The organism is Alkalihalobacillus deserti (assembly GCF_020734105.1).
In the GTDB taxonomy this organism is placed as follows: Bacteria; Bacillota; Bacilli; order Bacillales; family Bacillaceae_D; genus Halalkalibacter; species Halalkalibacter deserti.
This window is the reverse complement of sequence record NZ_JAJAFR010000009.1, coordinates 55,495-79,776: the sequence shown is the minus strand read 5'-3', so window position 1 is coordinate 79,776 and position 24,282 is coordinate 55,495. Positions and strand designations below refer to the sequence as shown.

At 36.8% G+C, this 24,282-nt stretch carries 22 protein-coding genes and 2 pseudogenes; 19 read left to right on the top strand and 5 right to left on the bottom strand.

Annotated elements, in window-relative coordinates; all coding sequences use genetic code 11:
- Positions 1 to 10: 10 nt before the first annotated feature.
- The 5 genes and pseudogenes from LDX58_RS16385 to LDX58_RS16365 all read left to right on the top strand — a co-directional run bounded on the left by LDX58_RS16385 (position 11) and on the right by LDX58_RS16365 (position 6,989).
- Complete coding sequence (locus LDX58_RS16385; protein WP_227937894.1) at positions 11 to 1,510, top strand: tripartite tricarboxylate transporter permease; 1,500 nt, start codon at positions 11 to 13, stop codon at positions 1,508 to 1,510.
- 668 nt (positions 1,511 to 2,178) lie between these two features.
- Positions 2,179 to 2,430: a ferredoxin gene (locus tag LDX58_RS16380; RefSeq protein ID WP_227937893.1), complete on the top strand. Its 252-nt coding sequence runs from the start codon at positions 2,179 to 2,181 to the stop codon at positions 2,428 to 2,430.
- A 379-nt stretch (positions 2,431 to 2,809) separates the two neighbouring features.
- Positions 2,810 to 3,035 (top strand): annotated as a pseudogene (tnpA, locus tag LDX58_RS16375) (IS200/IS605 family transposase); the annotation flags it as partial.
- Positions 3,036 to 3,385: 350 nt separating this feature from the next.
- Complete coding sequence (locus LDX58_RS16370; protein ID WP_227937892.1) at positions 3,386 to 4,795, top strand: SpoVR family protein; 1,410 nt, start codon at positions 3,386 to 3,388, stop codon at positions 4,793 to 4,795.
- 985 nt (positions 4,796 to 5,780) lie between these two features.
- Positions 5,781 to 6,989, top strand: a complete 1,209-nt coding sequence (locus LDX58_RS16365; protein WP_227937891.1) for an aminotransferase-like domain-containing protein — start codon at positions 5,781 to 5,783, stop codon at positions 6,987 to 6,989.
- A gap of 232 nt (positions 6,990 to 7,221) precedes the next feature.
- Here LDX58_RS16365 and LDX58_RS16360 read toward each other — a convergent pair whose 3' ends face one another.
- Complete coding sequence (locus tag LDX58_RS16360) at positions 7,222 to 8,574, bottom strand: sodium-dependent transporter (protein ID WP_372459219.1); 1,353 nt, start codon at positions 8,572 to 8,574, stop codon at positions 7,222 to 7,224.
- Positions 8,575 to 9,047: 473 nt separating this feature from the next.
- On the opposite strand from LDX58_RS16360, the pseudogene LDX58_RS16355 reads away from it, so the two are divergent.
- From LDX58_RS16355 to LDX58_RS16310, 10 genes and pseudogenes are all read left to right on the top strand, one after another.
- Positions 9,048 to 9,296 (top strand): annotated as a pseudogene (locus LDX58_RS16355) (beta-aspartyl-peptidase); the annotation flags it as partial.
- Positions 9,297 to 9,413: 117 nt separating this feature from the next.
- The gene (locus tag LDX58_RS16350; RefSeq protein ID WP_227937890.1) at positions 9,414 to 10,556 is read left to right on the top strand and encodes an acyl-CoA dehydrogenase family protein; all 1,143 of its coding nucleotides are present in this window, start codon (positions 9,414 to 9,416) and stop codon (positions 10,554 to 10,556) included.
- A 16-nt stretch (positions 10,557 to 10,572) separates the two neighbouring features.
- Positions 10,573 to 11,916, top strand: a complete 1,344-nt coding sequence (locus LDX58_RS16345; protein WP_227937889.1) for an acetyl-CoA carboxylase biotin carboxylase subunit — start codon at positions 10,573 to 10,575, stop codon at positions 11,914 to 11,916.
- A gap of 5 nt (positions 11,917 to 11,921) precedes the next feature.
- Positions 11,922 to 12,137 carry an acetyl-CoA carboxylase biotin carboxyl carrier protein subunit gene (locus LDX58_RS16340; RefSeq protein ID WP_227937888.1) on the top strand — a complete coding sequence of 72 codons (216 nt, stop codon included), beginning with the start codon at positions 11,922 to 11,924 and terminating at the stop codon, positions 12,135 to 12,137.
- 16 nt (positions 12,138 to 12,153) lie between these two features.
- Complete coding sequence (locus tag LDX58_RS16335) at positions 12,154 to 12,717, top strand: hydroxymethylglutaryl-CoA lyase-like TIM-barrel protein (protein WP_227937887.1); 564 nt, start codon at positions 12,154 to 12,156, stop codon at positions 12,715 to 12,717.
- Positions 12,698 to 13,477, top strand: coding sequence for an enoyl-CoA hydratase (locus tag LDX58_RS16330; protein ID WP_227937886.1), 780 nt, complete (start codon positions 12,698 to 12,700; stop codon positions 13,475 to 13,477). The genes LDX58_RS16335 and LDX58_RS16330 overlap by 20 nt, the downstream gene beginning before the upstream one ends.
- A gap of 13 nt (positions 13,478 to 13,490) precedes the next feature.
- Complete coding sequence (locus LDX58_RS16325) at positions 13,491 to 15,020, top strand: acyl-CoA carboxylase subunit beta (RefSeq protein ID WP_227937885.1); 1,530 nt, start codon at positions 13,491 to 13,493, stop codon at positions 15,018 to 15,020.
- 22 nt (positions 15,021 to 15,042) lie between these two features.
- Complete coding sequence (locus tag LDX58_RS16320; protein WP_227937884.1) at positions 15,043 to 16,980, top strand: AMP-binding protein; 1,938 nt, start codon at positions 15,043 to 15,045, stop codon at positions 16,978 to 16,980.
- A 141-nt stretch (positions 16,981 to 17,121) separates the two neighbouring features.
- Positions 17,122 to 17,328 (top strand): alpha/beta-type small acid-soluble spore protein, encoded by a 207-nt coding sequence (locus LDX58_RS16315; protein WP_227937883.1) that lies wholly within the window; start codon positions 17,122 to 17,124, stop codon positions 17,326 to 17,328.
- Positions 17,329 to 17,452: 124 nt separating this feature from the next.
- Positions 17,453 to 17,698 carry a hypothetical protein gene (locus tag LDX58_RS16310; protein ID WP_227937882.1) on the top strand — a complete coding sequence of 82 codons (246 nt, stop codon included), beginning with the start codon at positions 17,453 to 17,455 and terminating at the stop codon, positions 17,696 to 17,698.
- Between the two features lie 172 nt (positions 17,699 to 17,870).
- Here LDX58_RS16310 and LDX58_RS16305 read toward each other — a convergent pair whose 3' ends face one another.
- The 3 genes from LDX58_RS16305 to LDX58_RS16295 all read right to left on the bottom strand — a co-directional run bounded on the left by LDX58_RS16305 (position 17,871) and on the right by LDX58_RS16295 (position 18,843).
- A complete protein-coding gene (locus tag LDX58_RS16305) occupies positions 17,871 to 18,041 on the bottom strand; it encodes a hypothetical protein (protein ID WP_227937881.1) in 171 nt (56 codons plus the stop codon).
- A 55-nt stretch (positions 18,042 to 18,096) separates the two neighbouring features.
- Positions 18,097 to 18,312: a YheE family protein gene (locus LDX58_RS16300; protein WP_227937880.1), complete on the bottom strand. Its 216-nt coding sequence runs from the start codon at positions 18,310 to 18,312 to the stop codon at positions 18,097 to 18,099.
- A 63-nt stretch (positions 18,313 to 18,375) separates the two neighbouring features.
- Complete coding sequence (locus LDX58_RS16295; RefSeq protein WP_227937879.1) at positions 18,376 to 18,843, bottom strand: hypothetical protein; 468 nt, start codon at positions 18,841 to 18,843, stop codon at positions 18,376 to 18,378.
- A 162-nt stretch (positions 18,844 to 19,005) separates the two neighbouring features.
- On the opposite strand from LDX58_RS16295, the gene LDX58_RS16290 reads away from it, so the two are divergent.
- Both LDX58_RS16290 and LDX58_RS16285 read left to right on the top strand, forming a co-directional pair.
- Positions 19,006 to 20,148 carry a DUF445 domain-containing protein gene (locus tag LDX58_RS16290; protein WP_227937878.1) on the top strand — a complete coding sequence of 381 codons (1,143 nt, stop codon included), beginning with the start codon at positions 19,006 to 19,008 and terminating at the stop codon, positions 20,146 to 20,148.
- Positions 20,149 to 20,344: 196 nt separating this feature from the next.
- On the top strand, positions 20,345 to 20,698 hold the full coding sequence (locus LDX58_RS16285) for a YlbF family regulator (protein ID WP_227937877.1): 354 nt from the start codon (positions 20,345 to 20,347) through the stop codon (positions 20,696 to 20,698).
- Between the two features lie 171 nt (positions 20,699 to 20,869).
- Here LDX58_RS16285 and LDX58_RS16280 read toward each other — a convergent pair whose 3' ends face one another.
- Entirely contained in the window at positions 20,870 to 21,055 is a 186-nt protein-coding gene (locus tag LDX58_RS16280; RefSeq protein WP_227937876.1) for a hypothetical protein, read from the bottom strand.
- A gap of 161 nt (positions 21,056 to 21,216) precedes the next feature.
- Here LDX58_RS16280 and LDX58_RS16275 point away from each other — a divergent pair, with 161 nt between their 5' ends.
- Both LDX58_RS16275 and LDX58_RS16270 read left to right on the top strand, forming a co-directional pair.
- Entirely contained in the window at positions 21,217 to 22,059 is an 843-nt protein-coding gene (locus tag LDX58_RS16275) for a Cof-type HAD-IIB family hydrolase (protein WP_227937875.1), read from the top strand.
- Positions 22,060 to 22,424: 365 nt separating this feature from the next.
- The gene (locus LDX58_RS16270; protein ID WP_227937874.1) at positions 22,425 to 24,272 is read left to right on the top strand and encodes an LTA synthase family protein; all 1,848 of its coding nucleotides are present in this window, start codon (positions 22,425 to 22,427) and stop codon (positions 24,270 to 24,272) included.
- Positions 24,273 to 24,282 lie beyond the last annotated feature (10 nt).

Sequence of the window (24,282 nt, the reverse complement as noted above, 5' to 3'; positions counted from 1 at the left end):
GAGGTTTATTATGGAATTGCTTGGTATAGATATATCTATCATATTATCTGCCGCATTTTTCATTTTATTAGGAACATTTATTGGTATGTTAATAGGTGCCTTACCAGGTTTAGGTGCAATGATTGCACTGATTTTACTCCTTCCTCTTACTTACAATATGTCTGCCTTAGATTCAATTCTTTTGTTAGTTGCGACATATCAAGCTGCTGAATATGGAGGATCGATTTCTTCTATAACGTTAGGGATCCCTGGCACCCCAGCTGCGGCAGCAACTGTATTGGATGGTTACCCATATGCGAAAAAATATTCTCCGGGAAAAGCTTTAGGGTACTCGCTACTCGCCTCAACGATAGGAGGGTTTTTCGGAGGACTTGTTTTAATTTTCTTATCTGCACCCATGGCTTCGTTTGCTCTCAAATTATCTGAACCTGAATTTTTTCTAGTTGGCATTTTGGGGTTGCTAGGAGTTGCTGCTCTTAGCTCAAAAGATAAAATTAAGAGTTCGATTTCCGCAGTTTTAGGGTTAATGGCGGGTACAGTGGGTATGGATACTTTTACAGGAGCAGCAAGATTTACTGGGGGATCAATCAATTTACTGGACGGCCTCAGCATTATTGCGGTGGTAACGGCAGTATTTGCTATTAGTGAAATTCTTTCAATGCTTCATGGAAACTTAAATAAAAGACATGAAATTGAGAGGAATAATTTAAAAGTAAAGATTAGCTTTAAAGAATATAGAGAGGTAGCCAAACCTACGATGATCGGGTCTACTCTTGGCACGATAATAGGGATTATCCCAGGATTAGGACCAGGTGTTGCATCTTTTTTTTCATATTCAACTGCAAAGAAAGTATCAAAAAGCAAAGAAACGTTTGGGCAAGGGAATCCAGAAGGAATAGTAGCAGCAGAATCATCGAATAATGCCTCAGTAGGTGGAGCGTTACTTCCTTTACTAGCATTAGGTATTCCTAGTTCGGCCCCGATTGCGATCATTATGGGAGCATTTATCATTCATGGAATTCAACCAGGACCACTAGTATTTTCACAAGAACCAGCCCTAGTTTATAGTATTTTTATAGGTTTTATTTTGACAACAATAGCTATGTATTTTGTTGGGCGAGCTTTAACGCCTAGATTTGCTCGCATATTAACTGTACCTACTTCGTTACTTGTTCCTATTATATTGGTATTATGCATAATAGGGGTCTACGCATCGAAAAGTTTGCATTTTGATGTGTGGATTACGTTAGTCCTTGGTATTTTGGCGTTCTTTTTAATAAAGTTGGATTTTTCAGTCCCTACTTTTATTCTGGCATTTATACTTTGCCCGCTAATTGAAACAAGTTTACGTCGTTCACTCATCCTTTCAGATGGAAGTTACTCCATTTTTGTTACTAGACCATACTCTGTAGCTATTTTAGTAGTTATCGTTGCATTGATTGTTATGACTTTAATTTCTAATATGAAAAAAAAGAAAAAGCTGAATGAAGATAAGGATGTTAATTTTTAGAAGAATTTCGTGGAGCGATAACTACGTTTGTCTTTGGCAACTCAAATGAGACCATTTGCGGATTCAATTGAACAAAGTTTGTGACTCGGCTGTGTTTCAACGTAAGTGAACCCGAATGGTCTTTACTATTTTCACAGTCGGTTCAATGAACCCAAAAAAGTTTATAATTATTGATTGTTCACCTGTTGATTGCTGTGTTTAAGATTCTAAATGCTAACAGGTGGGAGGAAGTCCTTTTTAGAAGGAAAGGTTCATTATTTAATTTAACTTAAATTTGACGAGTAAGGGGATGAAAAGGATGATATTCATTTGTGAAGCTCATGTGATCGAAGGATTGAAAATTACTTATGCTCCTCATATTCAAAAGTTGGCCAAAAGAAATAATAGTAAATGTGCTTTTTGTAGAGAAAAGGCAATGTATAAGTTGTATTATTTCTATTTAGCCCCTGGCTTTGAAAAAGATAGTTCAAGAGTTGCTTGCTCATAGGTAATAACAGGGTTTGTATTATTTGTTCTAGAACAGTGAAATAGTCCTCTAATAACGACATGGTCAAAATCAGAAATGTTAGGCATTTGTTGATATTATGGCGCAGGTAAACTATCAACCCGACAGTTTTTTAAACTTTATGATAATTAGTCAACATCAATTTATTTTGTGGGAGGATAAAATGTATAAATATACAATTGTTGACCAAGAAACCTGTATTGCTTGTGGGGCTTGTGGATCTTCTGCTCCTGATATTTATGACTATGATGATGAAGGAATTGCCTTTGTAACTTTGGATGATAATAAGGGAATTGTAGAGATTCCAAATGAACTACTTGATGATGTGGAAGATGCGTTTAAGGGTTGTCCTACAGATTCTATTAAAGTTGCAGAAAAACCATTTGGAGCGATGCAAACAAATATGATTAAATAATTTTTAATTTTACCTTCCTATCAAAAATTCCACTCGAAAATACAAACATATTATGAGAAATTTAAACGTAAAACACCTTATTATTCCAGTGCGATTGTTATAGGTACTAATTTATTCCCGCAAAATAAAATAGTTTTATGATAGTGTCAGCCTTATGTGGAGGGAGATTTTCATTTTCTAAGTTGAAAGAGTACTACTGAGGGTTTTGGAGTTTTTCTTCGTTACTTATCTTGTGATATTAAAATCGGTTCGAGTCTTTTTGGAACCCTAGGCTAGGCCTAGGGTTCCAAAAAGCTTCTAGTGTGGTATTAAAAAAACTCCACCGAGATGCTAAAATAATTTGGTTCGCCAACCAATAAAAGCATACGGAGGAGTTTTTATGTCCAAAGACACTAACAGTTAACACTTACAAAGTGGAATTGTAAGTATCACATTGTCTTTGCGCCGAAGTATAGAGGGTAAGTAATATATGGAAAATAAAAAAAGGCATAGGAGAAATACTAAGAAAATTATGTGAAGGAAAAGGAGTAGAAATCGTAGAAGCAACTGCCTGTAAGGATCACGTACATATGTTAGTAAGTATCCCACCAAAGATCAGTGTGTCCTATAACATACTGAACCAGGTTGACAAGCAAGTTCCGTTGAAATTTTATATTAGAAATAAAAACATTCTGGTTAAGCGATGATTAGTGATGTTATTTTTATTTTCTAATCGTACTAATTTTTTACGACAATCTATATAAGGGTTCATAACTGTTATCTTATCTGATTTATAGTTGCTCGGTTCTTGAGGAGAAACAAAATTAAGGGATGTCATAGAGCCTGAATTACTCAAAAAAGTCATCATCCAATGGTGGCTTTTTTTGTTAGAAAGAGAGAATGTCTAATTGTTGTACTCATGATTTTCAGTTTCCTATCATAAATTGAAAGAAAGCAGGTTCAAGGAGGGGTTCGAATGTCACCAGAAAAGTGGAAGCAGCTTGAACATTCAATTGCTGAGATTACGGAAATAGCTAATGGGTTTGGCTTAGATTATTATGAAATGAGATATGAAATATGTCCAGCTGAAATAATTTATACATTTGGTGCATATGGAATGCCAACGAGATATAGTCACTGGTCATTTGGGAAACAGTTCCATAAAATGAAGTTACAATATGACTTTGGATTAAGTAAAATCTATGAATTAGTCATTAATTCAGATCCATGTTATGCCTTTTTGCTAGATAGCAATTCACTTATTCAAAATAAATTGATTGTTGCCCATGTACTCGCGCATTGTGATTTCTTTAAAAATAATGTACGTTTTTCAAATACACGTCGAGATATGGTGGAGAGCATGAGCGCAACGGCTGAACGAATCGCTAATTACGAACAACTATATGGCAAAGAAGAAGTCGAGACCTTCTTAGATGCGGTTCTTGCAATACAAGAGCATATAGACCCGAGTCTGATAAGGCCAAAGTTAGATTGGAGTTTAGGCGATGAGGAGGAAGAGAAAAGCGTAAAAAAATCAGATTACGATGATTTATGGCAAATCGACGAAAAGCAACCACGTCCAAAAATGAAAGTGAAGAAAAGAAATTTTCCTCCGAATCCTGAAAAAGATATTCTTTTATTTATAGAAGAGTACAGTCGAGAACTCGAGCCATGGCAACGAGATATTTTAACGATGATGAGAGAGGAAATGCTTTATTTTTGGCCTCAATTAGAAACGAAAATTATGAATGAAGGATGGGCATCTTACTGGCATCAAAGAATACTAAGGGAAATGGACTTAACTAGTGAAGAAACGATTGAATTTGCGAAATTGAATGCCGGTGTTGTTCAACCATCAAAAACAACAATCAACCCATATTATTTAGGGTTGAAAATCTTTGAAGATATTGAGGAACGGCATAATAACCCAACGCAAGACATGATCGAGCGTCAAGGAGTTAAGCCAGGGAGTGGTCGGGAAAAAATGTTTGAGGTCAGGGAGATCGAATCGGATATTTCATTCATTCGAAATTATTTAACCAAGGATCTTGTAATGCGTGAAGATATGTATCTTTTCCAAAAACAAGGAGCCGATTATAAAGTGATAGATAAAGAGTGGGAGAATGTACGTGACCAACTTGCCCTTTCTCGAGTAAATGGAGGATTTCCTTATCTGGTCATAACAGACGGAGACTACCTTAAAAATGGTGAATTATATATTAAGCACAACTTTGAAGGAACCGAACTGGATATCGGGTACTTAGAAAAGGTACTTCCTTATCTACACCAACTATGGGGCCGCCCCGTACACATTGAATCCATTATTAACGAAAAAGAAATTGCCTTTGTCTACGATGGCAAGAAAGTCCACCGTAAATATTTATAGAGTTTTTATGAAAAGGTCGAACTTTACCTTTTCATAAAAACTCTAAGCAATGAGCGGAACCGCTGCAAGGTTTTAAGCCTTTTCTGAGTGAACTTCTCAGGAAAGGCGCGCAGCGAGAGAAGCCATTGCAACGACCGAATGATTGACTGAGAAAAGGTCGAACTTTACCTTTTCATAAAAACTCTAAGCAATGAGCTTGCTAATAGACCTGCCGAAGTCGGAAAAAAGGTTGACTATGAATGGTCAAAAAAAGAGGCGACACATTTTTAGAATTGAATTAGATTTTGAGAAATGGCTATGATGTTGATGTCGAATGGGTATTCTACGAAGAGGTTCTTTTAGTGAAGTGGGAAGATATAATGAGATGAGCCTAAACAAAAAAGCTTGATTATGAGCCAACAAGCGGAGTGCTAACCCTTTTGGGGTATAGCCTCCGTTTTTTGTTTCTATAAAAAATGATATGAATACAGACGTAAATGTACGGAATTGCATTTTTGTTTGGTGCAGGATCATTCTTACACAAGTAAAGTATGGAAATTTAAGCATAATAGGTTATCTAAAAAGGAGTCGAGCCGAAATGAAACGATTAAACAAGGGAAATGAAGAGTGTAATAGTTGTCAATATGCTTGGATAGCTAAAATTATGGCAGACTATTCAACTAGTGTGAGTGTTACTCTCTTAGTAAATAAAGGCCTCGATGGAAGAGAACACATCTTCTGCAGAGTCATTAAAGCATATGGCTAAGAGTGACAAGAGGTTATTTGACAGTTTCAACTTTAAAAGAATGAACGAATAATCCATGTTTAGTCCTGGAAAGATACGTAGTGGGATATAGTATAGACTCTATATTTTTTACTGAAGAGCAGACGACGGCATAGTAGGCTGGTTTGCTCTTTAGAATAAGTCGTTTCTCTTGACATTTGAAACAAATCGGGTAGTATATATATAATATTCTTAATTTTATAATAAATAGAGGTGCCCATCATGAAGTATGCCTTTGCAAATCGCGTTCGTCATTTGCAATCATCTGCAGTAAGAGATATTTTAAAAGTTGTTGGTCAGGGAAATGTCATTTCATTTGCTGGAGGTTTACCAGATGATGATTTATTCCCACTTGAAGGATTAGAAGATGCGTTTTCGCGTGTTTTTAAAACTGGTAAAAAATCACTACAATATATGGAGACAGAAGGATACCGTCCTTTAAGAGAAGTTATTTTACAACGTATGCAAAGGAAAGGAATTTCAGGATTTACACCAGAGGAAGTTCTTGTTACAACTGGTTCACAGCAGGCCATAGATCTGTTTTCTAGAATCATGTTATCTCCTGGTGATGTTGTATTAACAGAAGACCCAACGTATTTAGCAGCACTTCAAGTATTTAAATCTTATGAAGCTGAAGTAGTAGCTGTTGCATCCGACGATGATGGAATGCTTCCTGATGATTTAGAAGAAAAGTTAAAACAGTATCACCCAAAATGCGTTTATGTTGTACCTACTTTTTCAAATCCAGCAGGGCGAGTATGGTCATTAGAGAGACGTAAACAATTAATCGATTTAGTACACAAATATAAAGTAGTTGTATTTGAAGATGATCCTTATGGAGAACTTCAATTCACAGAAAATGAAGTATATACTCCACTTGCGGCACTAGATGATGGCACTCGTGTTATGTACACGAGTACGTTTTCAAAAACAGCCGTTCCTGCACTTAGAACAGGTTGGATTACAGGACCGTATCAAGTTATTCGAATGATGGCACAAGCCAAACAAGCAAATGATTTGCATTCCAATTCATTAGCTCAGCAAGCCTTATATGAACTGTGTACTCATTATGACCTTGATGCTCACATTCAACACTTAATTGAAGTATACAAAGGTCGTATGGAAGTTATGGTTAATTGTCTTGAAGAAGCGAATCTTCCCAATGTCCATTTTGTTAAGCCAAAAGGAGGAATGTTCCTCTGGGTTAAGGTTGATGAGAGGTTGGATCTAACTGCATTACTGGATACAGCAGTCGAGCATGGAGTTGCTTATGTTCCAGGAGAACCGTTTTTTGCAGGCACTCCAATGAAAAACACAATGAGATTGAATTTCACACATGCTACACCAGATAAGATAAAAAAAGGATTGGACTTGCTTACTCATGTTCTTTCTATTGAAATGAATAAACACGTAGTTGAAATTGGTGAATAATGATAATAGATAACAATAAGACAAGCGTCATAGTAGATACATTGTGACTCTTGTCTTTTATTGATGGATCATCTCATCAACTTAACGAGCACTAATAAGAAAAGCAGAACGAATCTATAATTCGTCTGCTTTTTCTCTTTATTCGAGTGATTGGAATCCATGTATCGTTCAACTTAAAAAAGCAGCGGTTCTGCTTTTTGCTTCTAAGAAAAGACGGCTCGTACCATTTTTCTCAGTTAAAAAGTCCAATTGAGCTTAAGAAAACTAGGAAAATAAAAATTGGTGCTACAAATTTTATTAGGAACAACCAAATGTGTCCAAGTGTTGTTTCTCCAAAGTCTGAATCGCGAAGTGCATCAGCTTTCTTAAAGCCCCAACCCATAAATAAAGCAATAATTAACCCGCCTAGTGGAAGGAATATATTTGAAGCAATAAAGTCAATAGAATCGAGAATATCACGACCACCAATAATTTGAATATCAGATAGGACACCTTGACCAAGAGAAGAAGGGATACCAATAACAAAAATAATTGATCCGATGATCAGTGATGCTTTCTGTCTAGACCATGAGAATTTACGAATGAAATAAGCAACAGCTACTTCTAATAAGGATACAGATGACGATAATGCCGCTGCAGCTAGTAAGAAGAAGAATAAAAGCCCGAAAATACCACCAAATCCAATGCTGTCAAATACATCTGGCATGACCATAAACACAAGACCAGGTCCACTCGCTGGATCCATTCCTAAAGCAAAGACGGCAGGGAATATCATTAAACCGGCAACAATTGCAAATGACGTATCTAATACGGCTACACTTACTGCAGCACCAGGAAGACGTTCTTGATTTGAAAGGTAACTACCATAAGTAATAAGAGCACCCATTCCTAAACTTAAAGAGAAAAATGCTTGGCCTAATGCAGCTAAATAGATATTAGGATCTGTTAATGCAGTCCAATCTGGTGTGAATAAAAAGGCAAGTCCTTTCTGTGCACCACCAAGAGTTAAGCTGTAAATGGATAAAACGATAAGAAGAACACCTAATAATGGCATTAAGATTTTGTTAGAACGTTCAATTCCCTTTTTAACTCCAACAAATACAATTGCAACTGTTAAAGCCATAAATAGAAATTGCCAGAAAAATGGTTTTGTTGGGTTTGTAATAAAGGAAATAAAGAATGATTCGTAACCTTCAGCTGGTGCAGACCATAATGTACCAGTTAGATAATTTGTAAAGTAATATGTGATCCAGCCTGCAATAACACCGTAAAAAGATAATATTAAAAATGCTGCTGCTACACCCAGTAAACCAGCAACTTTCCAAGGCTTTCCTGGTGCTAACTTTTCAAAAGAACCTACTGCATCACTTTGGGCTTTTCGACCAATGGTGAATTCTGCCATAATAATTGGGATACCGATTATTATGATAAAAGCCATATAAATTAGTAAAAATGCTGCTCCTCCATTTTCTCCTGTTACATACGAGAAACGCCAGACATTCCCTAAACCTACAGCTGATCCCATCGCAGCTAAGATAAATCCAAGCCTTGATGCCCACTGTTCACGTCCAGGCTCATTTGACACGATGTATTCCTCCTTTAAAATAGCTAATATTTTTTTGTGGATATACAAAGTTTAAAAAGTGAGTTTTTTGACCCCTTTTCAAACTTAACATGCCTGTCCAAATTGAATGAATACCCACTAAATTAGTCGATATTTGTGTTATATTCCATTCCAATTTTATCATAAATAGTTGGTGGGCTTTAAATGCTCATAACCTTTTATTATTATTATCTATAAATTAACAATTAACCTGTTAATTCTTCTTTTACTAGGTAAGTAATAGTAACTGAAAAAGTAATTATATTGTAAGAAGCGACTTTCATCTATATTACGATAAGGGTTTGGATGCACTCAATTATATGATCTCAGGTTATACGATATTTTTTTACGTCTATTTATCCTATCCTTTTAAATTAGATGTTAAAATTTTTTCGTAAGGGTGTAAACAAAAAATGTAAATATGGGACAATCTAAAATAAGACTGGAGTGATAAGATGGTTACCATTATTAGAAAAGGTGAAGTATATACACCAGATTACATAGGAAAGAAAGATGTCCTGATTGCAGGAGAAAAGATAATAGCGATTGACGATCAGATTGATGTGACTTCGTTGAACATAGAAGTAAACGAAATAACCGCAGAAAATCAATTGGTTGTACCAGGATTCATTGATAGCCATGTCCATATCATTGGTGGTGGAGGAGAAGGTAGTTATAAGACACGTACTCCGGAACTTATGCTTTTGTAATTATGATAACGCTTACAATAATGTCATGATAAACATAGAGCTAACGTATATTGGAGATAAGTAGTTGTTTGAACTGAACGATCGCTCACCACTTATCGAGGGGGAAGCTATATGGACTTTGATTTGACAAAAGAACAAAAGATCGTAAAAGAAATGGTCAGAGAGTTTGCCAAACGGGAAATTGAGCCAAATGCTAAGACATGGGATGAAAATTCGGTATTTCCGGAAGAAGTATTTAAAAAATTGGGAGAACTAGGCTTATTGGGGTTGCCATTCCCTGAGGAATACGGGGGGGCCGGTGGAGACACTGTCACTTATGCGATTGCAGTAGAGGAAATCGGTCGTGCTTGTGGAGGCACTGGGCTTAGTTACGCTGCCGCTGTATCGCTAGGAGCAAGTCCAATCTACTATTTTGGTACAGAGCAGCAAAAACAAGATTTTCTTGTCCCACTTGCACGAGGTGAATCTTTAGGTTCATTTGGACTGACTGAATCCAACGCTGGTTCAGATGCGGGTGGTACAAGAACAACTGCTGTGCTAGATGGTGATTACTACGTCATTAATGGAGAGAAATGTTGGATTACCAACGCTGGGTATGCGAAATGCGTAATTGTTACAGCTAAGACAGGTGTTGACGATAGAGGGAAAAGTATCATTTCAGCTTTTATTGTACCAACAGGTATTGAGGGTTTTCAGATTCGTTGTAATTACGAAAAAATGGGTGTTCGTGCATCTAATACATGTGAGTTAGTGTTAGAGAATGTCAAAGTACCAAAAGAAAATGTTTTAGGAGATCTAACCAAGGGCTTTAAACAATTTCTTTACACGTTAGATGGAGGGAGAATCTCAATTGGTGCTTTAGGAGTGGGGATTGCTCAAGCTGCTTTTGATAAAGCTCTTGCTTACGCCAAAGAAAGAAAACAATTTGGGAAACCCATTTCAAATTTTCAAGCGATACAGTTTAAGCTTGCAGATATGGCAATGGAAATTGAACTGGCGAGAACGATGGTCTTGAAAGCGGCTTGGTTAAAAGATTGGAAGAAACCCTTTTCTAAGGAAGCGGCATTTGCGAAATTATTTGCATCGGAAACGGCAACAAGAGTTTGCAACCATGCTCTTCAAATCCATGGGGGATACGGATACATGAAGGAATATGGAATCGAACGAATGCTAAGAGATGCTAAATTACTTGAGATAGGTGAAGGGACATCAGAAATACAACGTCTCGTGATTGCTAGACAGTTGGGTTGTTGAAAAGGGTGGTGATCAGATGTTCAAACGAATATTAATAGCGAATCGTGGAGAAATAGCGGTAAGAATTATGCGAACCTGTAAAAGGCTAGGGATTGAAACGGTTGCCGTATACTCGGAAGCTGATCAAGGGGCTCTTCATGTTAAGAACGCGGATTATGCTTTTTTAATTGGTCCACCTAAAGTAAATGAAAGTTATTTAAATGTAAATAGAATCATTGAAGTTGCGAAAGAGAGTCAGGCAGAAGCGATTCATCCTGGTTATGGATTATTGTCTGAGAATCCCGAATTTGCAACGCGATGTGCAGAAGAAGACCTTGTATTTATTGGTCCTAGCATTAAGATGATTGACCTTATGGGAAAGAAAATCGCTGCACGTAAGGCGATGCAAGAAGCAGGATTTCCAATCATTTCAGGAACAGAATCTCCTATTAAAAATGAAGAAGAGGCGATTCAAGCAGCTACAACAATTGGTTATCCAGTAATGTTAAAAGCGTCTGCTGGAGGTGGTGGAATTGGAATGCAGTTAGTGGAAAATGCTGAGCAATTAACGAAAGTGTTCTCTTCTAATCGAAAACGAGCACAGATGTTTTTTGGAAATGATGAAATGTTTCTTGAAAAGTCAATTAAAGAAGCGAGACACATTGAAATTCAACTACTTGCTGATCATCATGGTCAGGTTCTTCATTTATGGGAGCGGGATTGTTCCGTCCAACGAAGGAATCAAAAAGTGATTGAAGAATCTCCGTCTCCATTTCTTGATGAAGAACTCAGAAAGGAACTGGGGATGATGGCCGTCACTGCTGCTAAATCCCTTGGTTATACAAATGCAGGAACAATTGAATGTTTAGTTGATCAAGAGAAGAATATCTATTTCCTTGAAATGAACACCCGTCTTCAAGTAGAACATCGGGTTACGGAAGAAGTGACAGGACTAGACTTGGTCGAGTGGCAAATTAGAATTGCAACTGGTGAAAAGCTCACGTTGGATCAAGAAGAGATTAAACAGGATGGTCATGCAATTGAAGCGAGAATTTATGCCGAAGACTCAAAGACATTTTATCCTTCACCAGGAACGATTACAAAATTAAGTAGACCATGTGCAAGCCATATCCATCATGAAATGGGGGTCGAAGAAGGAACTGTCGTTACCCCTTTCTATGATCCTATGATTGCTAAACTGATTGTTAAAGGTACAACTAGAATAGAGGCAATTGAAAGAATGCAAGAGGCTTTGAACAACTATCAAATAGAAGGGATAAAAACCAATATTCCAATGCTTCAAGAAATAATCGGGAATTCGATTTTTCAAGCGGGTGATGTGACTACAGAATTTGTCACAAAACACTATAAAAAAGGATGATGGAAATGAATGTAATTAAAACAATGATGGCAGGGAATGTTTGGAGAATTCTTGTTTCAGTGGGGGATCGAATCACAGCAGGGCAAGAAGTAGCAATATTAGAATCAATGAAAATGGAAATACCTGTTGAATCACTACAAAGTGGTACCGTCAAAGTGATTAAAAGGGCAGAGGGAGACTTTATCGACGAAGATGAAGTGTTGATTGAACTTGAGAGTTAAAGTGAGGAGGAAGGAATTGACGAATCATTCTGTGAGACTTCGAGAAGTAGGACCTAGAGATGGGTTACAAAATGAAAAAAAATGGGTTGAAACGAAAGACAAGATTAACTGGATTAACCAATTAAGTGAAACTGGACTTTCTTATATTGAATTGACTTCGTTTGTTCATCCGAAATGGATTCCTGCTTTGTCTGATGCAAGTGAAGTAGTAAAGGGCGTAAAAAAAAATATAAATGTGATCTTTGGGGCCCTTGTCCCAAATCCGCATGATACAAGAGGTACAGCATTAGCGAATGTTTTTGCTGCATACCGGTTAGGGATTCGAGCTTTTGATGGATCAGCCGCTGGACTTGGTGGGTGCCCATATGCTCCGGGAGCATCAGGAAATGTGGCTACTGAAGATCTCATTTACCTTCTCGAAGGATTAGGTGCTAAGACAGGGGTTGAGCTTAATAAATTATTAGAATGTGCGAAATGGATTCAAAGAAAATTAGGGAGAGATCTTCCTAGTCATCATTTGCAATTGGCAATGGCCCAAGATCATAAGGAGGGTTTTGACGATGAAAACACTACTTACTGACAAGAAACGAAATGGCATTGTCGTTGCAACGCTTAATCGCCCTGAGAGAGCAAATGCTCTTTCTCTTCAGCTACTACGTGAATTAAACGATTTTTTATCAAGTATTGAGGAAGATCAGTCCGTTAGAGTGGTTATTTTTACGGGAGCAAATGATCATGTGTTTTGCGCAGGAGCAGATTTAAAAGAACGAAAAAAAATGAATGAACAAGAAGTGCGTTTTGCACTTCAAAAAAATAAAATGATTATCAACCGAATTGCTGCATTAAAGCAACCTACGCTTGCAGCGATGAATGGTACTGCACTTGGTGGGGGATTAGAACTAGCTTTGGCATGTGACATTAGAATTGGCAGTTTGCTTGGTCATTATGGGTTAACAGAGACGTCGCTTGCGATCATTCCAGGGGCAGGAGGAACACAGAGATTATCTCGCTTGATTGGAGTAGGTAAAGCCAAAGAATTAATTTTTACATCTTCTAAAATAACTGGTGCAGAAGCTAAAGAGGTTGGTTTAGTGGAGCACGTAGAAAAACAAGAGGAAGTTATTGTAAAGGCGCTGAAATTAGCTAACCTAATAGCTGGCAATGGGCCCATCGCAGTTCGCCAAGCAAAAAAAGCGATTAATTTAGGGATAGATGTTGATCTAAATACATCCTTGACGATTGAAACCAATGCGTATGAAAAAACAATTGTCACAGAAGATCGTCTAGAGGGATTACTAGCTTTTGAAGAAAAACGAAAACCTCATTACAAAGGTCAGTAGGAGGGGATTAGGAATGAATTCAAAAAGGTCATACAAAGAATACATTGAACAAATCAATAAAGGGGGATCGACTAAATATCATAAATTAAATGAAGAAAAAGGAAAATTATTTGTACGCGACCGCCTTAAGCTTTTATTTGACGAAGGGACTGAAATAGAAGATGGTTTCTTTGCGAATGCAATGGCAGAAGGTTTGCCAGCCGATGGTGTTGTCACAGGTATCGGTACCATTAATGGTCAAACCGTTTGTGTAATGGCAAACGATTCAACGGTTAAAGCTGGTTCTTGGGGGGCTAGAACAGTTGAGAAAATAATTCGAATTCAAGAGACTGCCCAAAAGCTTCATGTTCCTATGCTTTACTTAGTCGACTCTGCAGGTGCAAGAATCACGGATCAAGTAGACATGTTCCCAGGGAGAAGAGGAGCAGGTCGAATCTTTCATAATCAAGTTAAGTTATCGGGGAGGATTCCACAAGTATGTCTGTTATTTGGGCCTTCTGCAGCAGGTGGGGCTTACATTCCAGCCTTTTGTGATGCCGTTATTATGGTTGATGGGAATGCTTCTATGTATTTAGGTTCTCCGAGAATGGCAGAGATGGTTATTGGAGAAAAAGTTTCTCTTGAAGAAATGGGAGGTGCGAGGATGCATTGTTCCGTTTCTGGTTGTGGAGATATTCTTGCAGCTTCTGAAGAAGAGGCTATATCACTAGCTCGAAATTACCTTGACTATTTTCCAGCTAGTTATAAAGAAAAGCCAAAATCTACTGAAGCCAAGGCAATACAATCCTTTGAACAAACGATTGAAGATTTAATTCCATCAAATCAAAACGCTTCATTTAACATGCATGACCTGATTGAACGATTAATTGATGCTCATTCGTTTTTTGAGATAAAGAAATTATTTGCTCCAGAACTAATTACAGGGTTTGCCCGTTTAGGTGGTCAAGTAGTTGGGATTATTGCGAATCAACCGAAAGCTAAAGGAGGAGTTTTATTTCCCGATTCAGCTGATAAAGCCGCCAAATTTATTACACTCTGCGATGCTTATCACATTCCTCTTTTATTTTTAGCGGATATTCCTGGTTTTATGATCGGTACTAAAGTGGAGCGCGCTGGCATCATTCGTCATGGAGCAAAAATGATTGCAGCGATGTCTGAAGCTACAGTTCCGAAGATTTCAGTTATTGTGAGAAAAGCTTATGGAGCTGGCTTGTATGCAATGGCAGGACCAGCGTTTGAACCAGATTGTTGCTTAGCCTTACCTCAAGCGCAAATTGCAGTGATGGGACCAGAAGCCGCAGTCAATGCTGTTTACGCCAATAAAATTGCTGAACTTCCAGAAGAGGAACGAATGGCTTTTATTCAATCTAAAAGAAAGGAATACAAAGAAAATATTGATGTGTATCAATTAGCTTCAAAGATGGTGATTGACGGAATCGTTGAAGGTAATGCTTTGCGGTCAGAACTAGTGAAACGTTTTAAAGTATATGCATCAAAGGAAATTCAATTTACTGAACGAAAACATGCTGTGTATCCTGTGTGATTTTAAAAGAGGGGTGTAGGTTATGACTGAGAAAAAATGGATCCCTTCTAATAATTTTATTGAAAGAACAAGATTATTTAAGTGGATGCAAACACTAGGCTTTAATGATTATGAATCTTTTTATCAGAAATCGATTAATGATACTGCTTGGTTTTGGAAAGAGGTAGAAAAGGAACTAGCGATTCCATGGTATCAGCCTTACGATCAAGTTATCGATGCTTCAAAAGGGATTGAATGGACGAAGTGGTTTGTTAATGGAAAGTTAAATGCTTTTGACATGTCAATAGATAAATGGGCAAGACACCCTTTAATGAAGGAAAAAGAGGCCCTGATCTGGGAAGGAGAGGACGGAGAATGTAAGCGCTATTCCTTCAGGGAACTTGCAGGTGAAATAGAAAGGGTAGCATCTGGACTTAAACGTTTAATAATAAAACGTGGTGATGTCGTCGCAATTTATATGCCAATGTTACCAGAAACAGTCATTGCGATGATGGCAGTATCCAAAATCGGTGCTATCTTTACGCCTATTTTTTCTGGATACGGATCTGAAGCCATTGCAACGCGAATAGCAGCATCAGAGGCGAAGCTTGTAATTACAGCTGATGGCTTCAATAGAAAAGGGAAGACGGTTTTGATGAAAGCGGATTTAGATGAGGCATTAGTTTCTTGTCCTCATGTAGAGCGTGTTGTCGTTGTTAGACGATTAGGAATCACAACGAAAAAGGATGAGAGAGAATATGATTGGAATGATCTTCTTTCAAAGGATTTGACCAATTCAACCGAGCAGATGAGCAGTGATGATCCTCTGATGTTAATCTATACTTCAGGTACAACTGGCAAACCAAAAGGAACCGTGCACACACATTCAGGGTTTCCGATTAAAGCAGCTTTTGATGCAGGTATTGGAATGGATGTAAAACATGAGGATATTTTGTTTTGGTATACTGATATGGGGTGGATGATGGGTCCCTTTTTAGTGTACGGAGGACTAATAAATGGTGCTACCATTGTTTTGTATGAAGGAAGTCCGGATTTTCCCAGTCCTAATCGAATATGGTCAATGGTTGCTAGGTATAAAATGACTCACTTAGGTATTTCTCCAACTTTAATAAGGTCTCTTATGAAGCACGGCGAAAAATGGATTCCATCTAAACTTGCTAGCTTGCGTGTTATTGCTTCAACAGGAGAGCCTTGGAATGATGATTCTTGGCTATGGCTTTTTAATAAAATAGGAAAAAAACAGATCCCAATTTTTAATTACTCTGGTGGAACAGAGATCGCGGGCGGGATATTGGGAAATATCCTAATACGTCCTATTACACCGAGTACATTTAATGCGGCTTTACCTGGTATGGCCGCTTATGTATATGATGACTTAGGAAAACCTGTGCAAAGCAAGGTGGGAGAACTTGTATTAACAAAACCGTGGGTCGGTATGACCAATGGTTTCTGGGAACAACCAAAACGTTACCTTAGGACTTATTGGTCAAGATGGCCTGCTACATGGGTACATGGAGATTGGGCCATAGTAAATGACCAAGGTTATTTTAAGATAACCGGCCGTTCTGATGACATAATAAATGTTGCAGGTAAGCGAATTGGTCCAAGCGAAATAGAGACAGTTTTAGCTGGTCATGAAAGTGTTCATGAGGCTGGAGTTATAGGTGTACCTGATTTTTATAAAGGGGATGCGATTATATGTTTTGTTGTATTAAGCGATCAATTTAGTAAAACAAATCAGAGTGAAGAAATACTTCTTTCTTATGTTAGTTCTAAAATGGGGAAGGCTCTGAAACCACGAAGAGTTCACTTTATCAGCGAACTGCCTAAGACAAAGAATGGGAAGGTAATGAGACGAATTTTAAAAAATGCCTATTTGCATAATACATTAGGGGATGTGTCTGCAATTGAAAATAAAAACAGCCTTAATGAAATAGCCATATTGAGAGAAAGAAAGTAAAAAGCTACAATTCGGCTAAGGGTTGTAGCTTTTTTTTGAATTGAATAAGACAGTCTTATAATTTCCATAAATTATCAACAAATATTCCACATAACATTCAAGAAAAAACCCACACTATAAATACACAAGGAGGTGAGACACATGGCAAGTAACAACAGCAGTTCAAACCAATTGCTAGTACCTGGTGTACAACAAGCACTTGACCAAATGAAGTATGAAATTGCTTCTGAATTCGGTGTTAACCTTGGAGCAGACACTACATCTCGTGCTAACGGATCTGTAGGTGGAGAAATTACTAAACGCCTAGTTCAAATGGCTGAACAACAAATGGGCGGAACACAACAATAATCTCATATTATAGCTTTAAGGGGTGAGTTCGCTCACCCCTTATTTTTCTTTTAAAATTAAATGAGTGCTGTCTAAAGTCGATATGTACTTAAATCCAATCATCCTAAAACAAGGAGTAAGAAATATGGGAATGTGTCCAATTTGCAATGGAATGAATTCACTAGGTCTCACTTGTGACACCTGTCAACAAGAACTGATTGATTATGGAAAAGTTATGGACTACTATGGCGATTACGAAGCGTACATGCCAATTGATCTTAATAAGTATAGTAATGGAATTCTCAATGATTTAAAAGACGAGCTTTGCCCACACTATATCATCTGTAACAAATGTGGAAATACAACGGTTTATCTAGTAAAAGAGCAATAATCTTAAAGCTGTCTGATTTTATTGAGGACTGAATTTGTAAAAGGATAATTGGTTAATCATACGCTCCAAACCACCTTGAATTGAAACTGTTTGATATGTTTAATAAAAAAAGATGGTGACTTAGGTGGACACTTGCCACCGTTTTAGCCACCATCTTAAAAATGATTAACTCTTACGTTCTTGGAGGATCCTCTTTTTCAAGATCTCCTCTAGACTCTTCGATCAAACCTGATTGATGACCATGTACAGTGCCACCACCAAGTCCTTCATTAATCATGCGATCTACGTCTACGAACTTTTTCTCACGACCTTCGTAATCAGACCCGGTTTCTTTATTTGACATATTAACCACTCCTTTCTTATTAGAGTGGTTTTAGTTCTAATAATTTATGCATGGATTAGTGTTGTTCGTAAACATGATAAAGCATTAAGTCATGAATTTGTGATTCTAACCGTTTCTTTTTTTGATCCGATATATTAATATCTCCCCAATCAATTGATCCATCTTTATGGTAGATACCAGTTAAATATGTTCCTTCGAAAAAAAAAGAAAAGGACCATTCCCGCCGTACAAGGTTATTACGTAGTTCCTTCCATTGAAAATGCGACAACATTAAGAATCTCCTCCTCGCAGTAATAGCGCTTACTTAATTATACCATGAGGTTCGTGGTCACCGTTAAGCTTCTTTTTCCGTGATATCAGTTGTGTGCCAATGTCCTCCCCCAAACCATAAGTATATTTCGTCTTGATCTGCTTTTAAATAAGCGAAGCATACCAATCCAGCTTGTAAGGCGAATTTTATTCTTTGCTGATCATCATAAGGAACCTTTGTATAACAAACACCCAATTCATCAATTAAAGATGTGTGAAGGTTAACAGGAACTTGAGTTTTAAAGAACTTCGGTGCAATTATAAAAGTTGATTGAGTTGTTCCGTAATCTGAGACAGCCGCAACACCAATGATTTTTCCTTCCCAGAAAGCTAACTGAATACTCGTTCCAGGTCGATTGAGATGGTGTTTCTTTAATTGAAAGAGCCAAGAATAATTGGATTTTAAACCACAAGATTCGTAGCGCTTCACAAAATTTAAAATTGGTCTGCGGTATTGTTCCCATTGTTGACTCTTTAACGAGATGAGCTTCATGCTTTTTACCTCCTTTGAAGAGTAAGATATCTAGATCCAATCTCTAAATAAGGCTTTCAGTGTTTTTGTGTATAGGCCCGAGAACTAGCGAGGAAAAACGGCGTATATTATACTATGTGATAAACGCCTAAATAGTGAATGGCAGAAAGAGTGGTTAGACAAATGCAAACAATATATCTGATTGGCTTTATGGTTGTCATTGGTGCGGTCATAGGAGGATTAACGAACTCATTAGCAATAAAGATGTTATTTCGTCCTTATAAAGAAATTAGGTTGGGGTCTTGGAGAGTTCCTTTCACTCCGGGTTTAATTCCTAAACGACATGATGAATTGGCTAAGCAACTTGGAGAAATGGTTGTTGCTTATCTGATAACGGCAGAAGGTTTAGGAAAAAAGCTGAAAAGTACGGTTTTCACTGAAGGGATGACTAGTTGGTTAAAGGTAGAAGCACAGAAAGTAATAACTAGTGAAAAAAGCGCAACTGAATTGATTAAACAATATGTTGGTATGAAAGAGCCGCCGAAGCAGTTCCTTTTAACAAAAACAGAGAGTTTTGTTAAAACGGGATATTCTGAGTTTCTTCGGAACAACCGCGATAAAACATTAGAGCAGCTATTACCGACAACGCTTCAACAAAAAGTTAATGAAACACTACCGAATACCGCAGATTACATTATTGTACGAGGACAAGCCTTTCTTGAAAGTCGTGAAGGGAAAGAAAAACTTAGTGTAATGATTGATCGATTTTTAACTCAAAAAGGAACGCTTGGTAATATGATTTCGATGTTTCTAGGTAATGATCGCTTAGTTGATAAAGTACAGCCAGAACTTTTAAAGTTTCTACGAGATGAAGGAACGAATCAACTGCTAGTTGAATTGTTAGAACAAGAGTGGAATAAGTTGCAACAAAAAAAGCTAAAAGATTTCGAAATGCATTTTAATGAAAAAGAACTCGTTTCTTTTATCGTTCGAACGATTGAATCGAGTGTACCTATTTTCGAATGGTTAGATCAACCTATGAAGAAATGGAGTGGTACGTACAATGAAGTTATCAGTGACAAATGGATTCCAATAGGAGTAGATATCACTTTGGATTTGCTTTCGAAGCATTTAGAAGAATTACTCAAACGATTTCATTTAGAGGATATTGTTAGTGAGCAGGTGCAAACTTTTTCTGTTGAACGTTTAGAAGAGCTTGTATTATCGATATCGAAACGTGAATTTAAAATGATTACGTATCTTGGTGCATTATTAGGCGGCATTATTGGATTAATTCAAAGCTTTATTGTGATGATCATCGGTTAATTTGACGATAATTAGGTCAAAGTCCTTGGTTTTAACAACCAGAGGGGAAAGGCTTCTTGGCTTTTTTTGAAGAGCCAAATTATAGATATTCATTCAATGAATTTGTTTTTCGGGTTCACTAACATAGCTTATCGGGTGAAATGTTTTTGTGAACATGTTATAGTCGGTAAGACTAAATTTTTAGGAGGACGTACATATGTCTAATGTTTACGATAAGGCTCAGGAATTAAAGCGCACGCTTGCAGAAAGTGAAGAATTTATTGGATTGAAATCTTTACATGAACAAATTGCTACAGATGAAGTTGCTTCAAGAATGCTCAATAACTTTCGCCAGTTACAACTAGAACTTCAGCAAAAACAAATGCAAGGGGTTCAAATTACAGAGGAAGAAGCACAGCAAGCACAACAGCAGTTTGAACTTGTTCAACAACACGAATTAATCTCAAAATTAATGGAGGCTGAGCAACGTTTAAGCGTAATTATTGGAGATGTTAACAAGATTATTACAGAACCTCTTGAAGAAATTTATGGAGAATCTGGACAAGAATAAGAGCGGTTGACTCCTAAGCCATTTACTTTACCATTTAATAGATGGTGTAAGTTGGTGGTTTTGGAGTCATCTTTTTTAAAAATAGGAAAACATAAAAATTGAGTGAATTAAGGCTGGAATTTAATGAGTATGAAATTCTATTCAAAAAAAAACGGCTAATGCCGTTTTTTTTTATTTTGAAACCTTATTCATAACTAACGTAACTAAATGTAAAACAAAACCAGTAAAAAGACCAATAGCAATTGAGGCAACAATGGTTAATAAAATAGTTCGGCTATCTCGTTCAGTTAATTGTGAAAAAGATAATAATAAGAAAAAAACAACTGGCAGATAATAATAGGACAAGACTCGTTTCATAATGATCCCCTTAACAAAAATATCATTTAAAATAGTATAGAAAAGATTTGTGCATTCGTCTAGGTTCTAATGAGTCTTTCATTCTCATAGTCTTATGTATAAAGAGCAAGCTTATCATGAATACTCAAGTATGGACAACATGAGAAGGGGGACTTACGATAATGACTTACAGATTGCTAGCCCTAAACATCGATGGAACCATTCTTAAATCGAATGCGCGAATTACCAAGCAAACCAAGGATGCAATTGAATATGTGAAGAATAAAGGGGTGTACGTAACTCTTGCAACATCAAGACCGTTTCCGGCTGCGAAAAAATTAGCTAAAGCCCTAAAAGTAGATAATTGCTTGATTACAAGTGACGGTGCTTTTATCGCTTCATCTACAGATGAACCAATATTTGTAAGGAGAATAAAAGAAGAAAAAGCACTTCAAATTGTTGACATTCTTGAAAGATACGAATGTCATATTCGTGTCATGCATGATTCGTATTCTATTGGAAATAAAGTTAGACAGAGAAATCATTTGATTGCGAAAATGACAATTGGAGTAGGAGATCCATTGTTTTATCCGATTACCTTTGTAGACTCTGTTTGTGATCAACTTATGCAAGAACCGATTGCTCCTCCAAAAATTCAGGTTCAATTTTTCAATAAAGAAGAAGCAAGAAGAGCGACTGAGCAGTTAGAATCAGTGGTTGCGGGCGTTAAGGTATTCGAATCTGCACCAGGACGCATTGATATCGTAAGCGCGGGTGTTTCTAAGGCGAGAGGCTTACAAACGTTAGGAGAATACTTGGCGATTTCAGCAGATGAGATGGTTGCTATCGGGTCTCAAGATACAGACGTTGAGATGATTAATCAAGTAGGCCTAGGTGTTGCGATGGGAAATGCAACCGATTCGGTAAAAGAAGTTGCCGATTGGTTAACACGCTCAAATGAACTTAATGGGGTTTCCTATATGATTCGAGAGGTATTCAGAAAACAATTACGTATAAAAATATAATCTTGTTGTAGCTGTAGCCTAGAAAAGCATCACCCTTATTTAGAGGCCGCTGAAAAGGTACGGTTTTCACCTTTTTTCAGTGGTCTTTAAGCAATGAGCGGAACCGTTGCTTTGTCTTAAGCCAGCTATGAGTGGGTTTCTCATAGCTGGCGCGCAACGTGTGGAGCCATTGCTGCTTCCTCGAATCTGCTAAAAGGGACTTTTTCAGTGCCCTCCTTATTTAGGGGGGTGCTTTTTTAGTCTGTTTAAATAGAAGTATTGAAGTAAGGAAATATTTTTATTGACTTGTTTCAAGAAAGGATTAAGATATTATAAGGAATAGATATAAAATGTAACTTTTTTGTTAATTGAAAGGAGAAAGAAAGATGGCTAAAATGAAAGTCAAAATAGTTGAAAGCAAGTTTTTCTGGATAGCAGTCTTTTTTTTATGTTTAAAAACATATATTCTATACAAAATTGGATTTAATATTAAATCGGAAAATATTTTACAGGAATTTTTATTAATGATAAATCCAGTGAGTTCGGTTGTACTCTTAATAGGGGTAAGCTTCTTTTTTGCCGGTATAACTAGAAATATAATGATCGTTTTAACAAGTCTTAGTGCAACAATTATTTTATATTTAAATCTACTGTATTTTCGTTTCTTCTCTGATATTCTTACATGGCCTGTTTTGTTCCAAACGAGTAATGCCAAAGATTTAACAGGAAGTATAACAGAGCTTATCAAGTTTTCAGATTTACTTTTATTACTTGATATCATCGTTCTTATCATCTTACTCGTTAAACGGGCTGTTCCTATTCAAGTTCGAGTGAAGCATGAACCAATTATGATGTTGTCGTTATCCTTTATTTTGTTTATTGTCAATTTAGGAATTGCTCAAATAGAACGGCCACAATTACTCACTCGTTCCTTTGACCGCGAAATGCTTGTTAAGAATATTGGAATCTTAAATTACCATGCCTATGATGGTTATATACAGTCGCAATCAAAAGCGCAACGTGTTTTTGCGGATAGTTCAGATATTACAGAAGTTCTTGATTACAGAAACAATAATTATAAGGATGCAGATCCTGAGCTTTTCGGGATCGCAGAAGGAAAAAATATCATCGTTCTTTCGTTAGAATCTTTACAAAGCTTTGTGATTAACGAGACTATTGATGGTGAAGAAATAACTCCATTTTTAAATGAGTTGATAAATGAGAGTTATTATTTTGATAACTTTTATCATCAAACAGCACAGGGGAAAACGTCAGACTCTGAATTTCTAGTAGCAAATTCTTTATTTGCACGTGACAGTGGTTCTGTCTTTTTCACACATGCTGGAAATGAATATCATGCTTTGCCTGAAATTTTGAAGGAATCAGGATACTATTCATCTGTTTTGCATGCTAATAATAAAAGCTTTTGGAATCGTGATATCATGTATAATTCACTTGGATACGATCAATTCTTTGATATCAACTCTTATGATGTGAATGAAGAGAATTCAGTAGGTTGGGGTTTAAAGGACGTTGATTTCTTTGAACAGTCTATTGAACTACTAAAAAGTCAACCAAAACCTTATTATTCTAAATTTATTACATTAACGAATCATTTTCCATTCGAATTAGAGGAAGAAGATAAATTAATTAACGAATTTGATTCAAATAGTCGTACACTAAATCGTTATTTTCCAACGGTGCGCTACATGGATCATGCTCTAAAACAATTTTTTAATCGGTTAAAAGAAGAGGGAATTTATGAGGATTCCATTTTCATCATTTATGGTGACCATTATGGGATTTCTAACTATCATAATAAAGCAATGAGTTTATTTCTAAATAAAGAAGAAATTACAGATCTTGATCATGTACAATTACAAAGAGTCCCGATGTTTGTTCATATTCCTGGACACTCGAACCATGAAATTAACCATACTGTAGCGGGGCAAATTGATATTAAACCAACCATTATGCATTTATTAGGTTTGGATACAAAAGACGATGTACAATTTGGTACTGATTTGTTTTCACCTGAACGATCGTCGTTTGCTGTACTAAGAGATGGTAGTGTGATAACGGATGATGTTGTCTATACAAAAGGTAGTTGTTACAGAAAGGTAGATGGAGAAGAGTTAGATCAATCTAATTGTGAACCATTTAGAGAAAGAGGAGCAATGGAGTTAAATTTATCAGATAAACTTCTTTACGGAGATTTGCTAAGGTTTTATTAAGTTTTTTCAA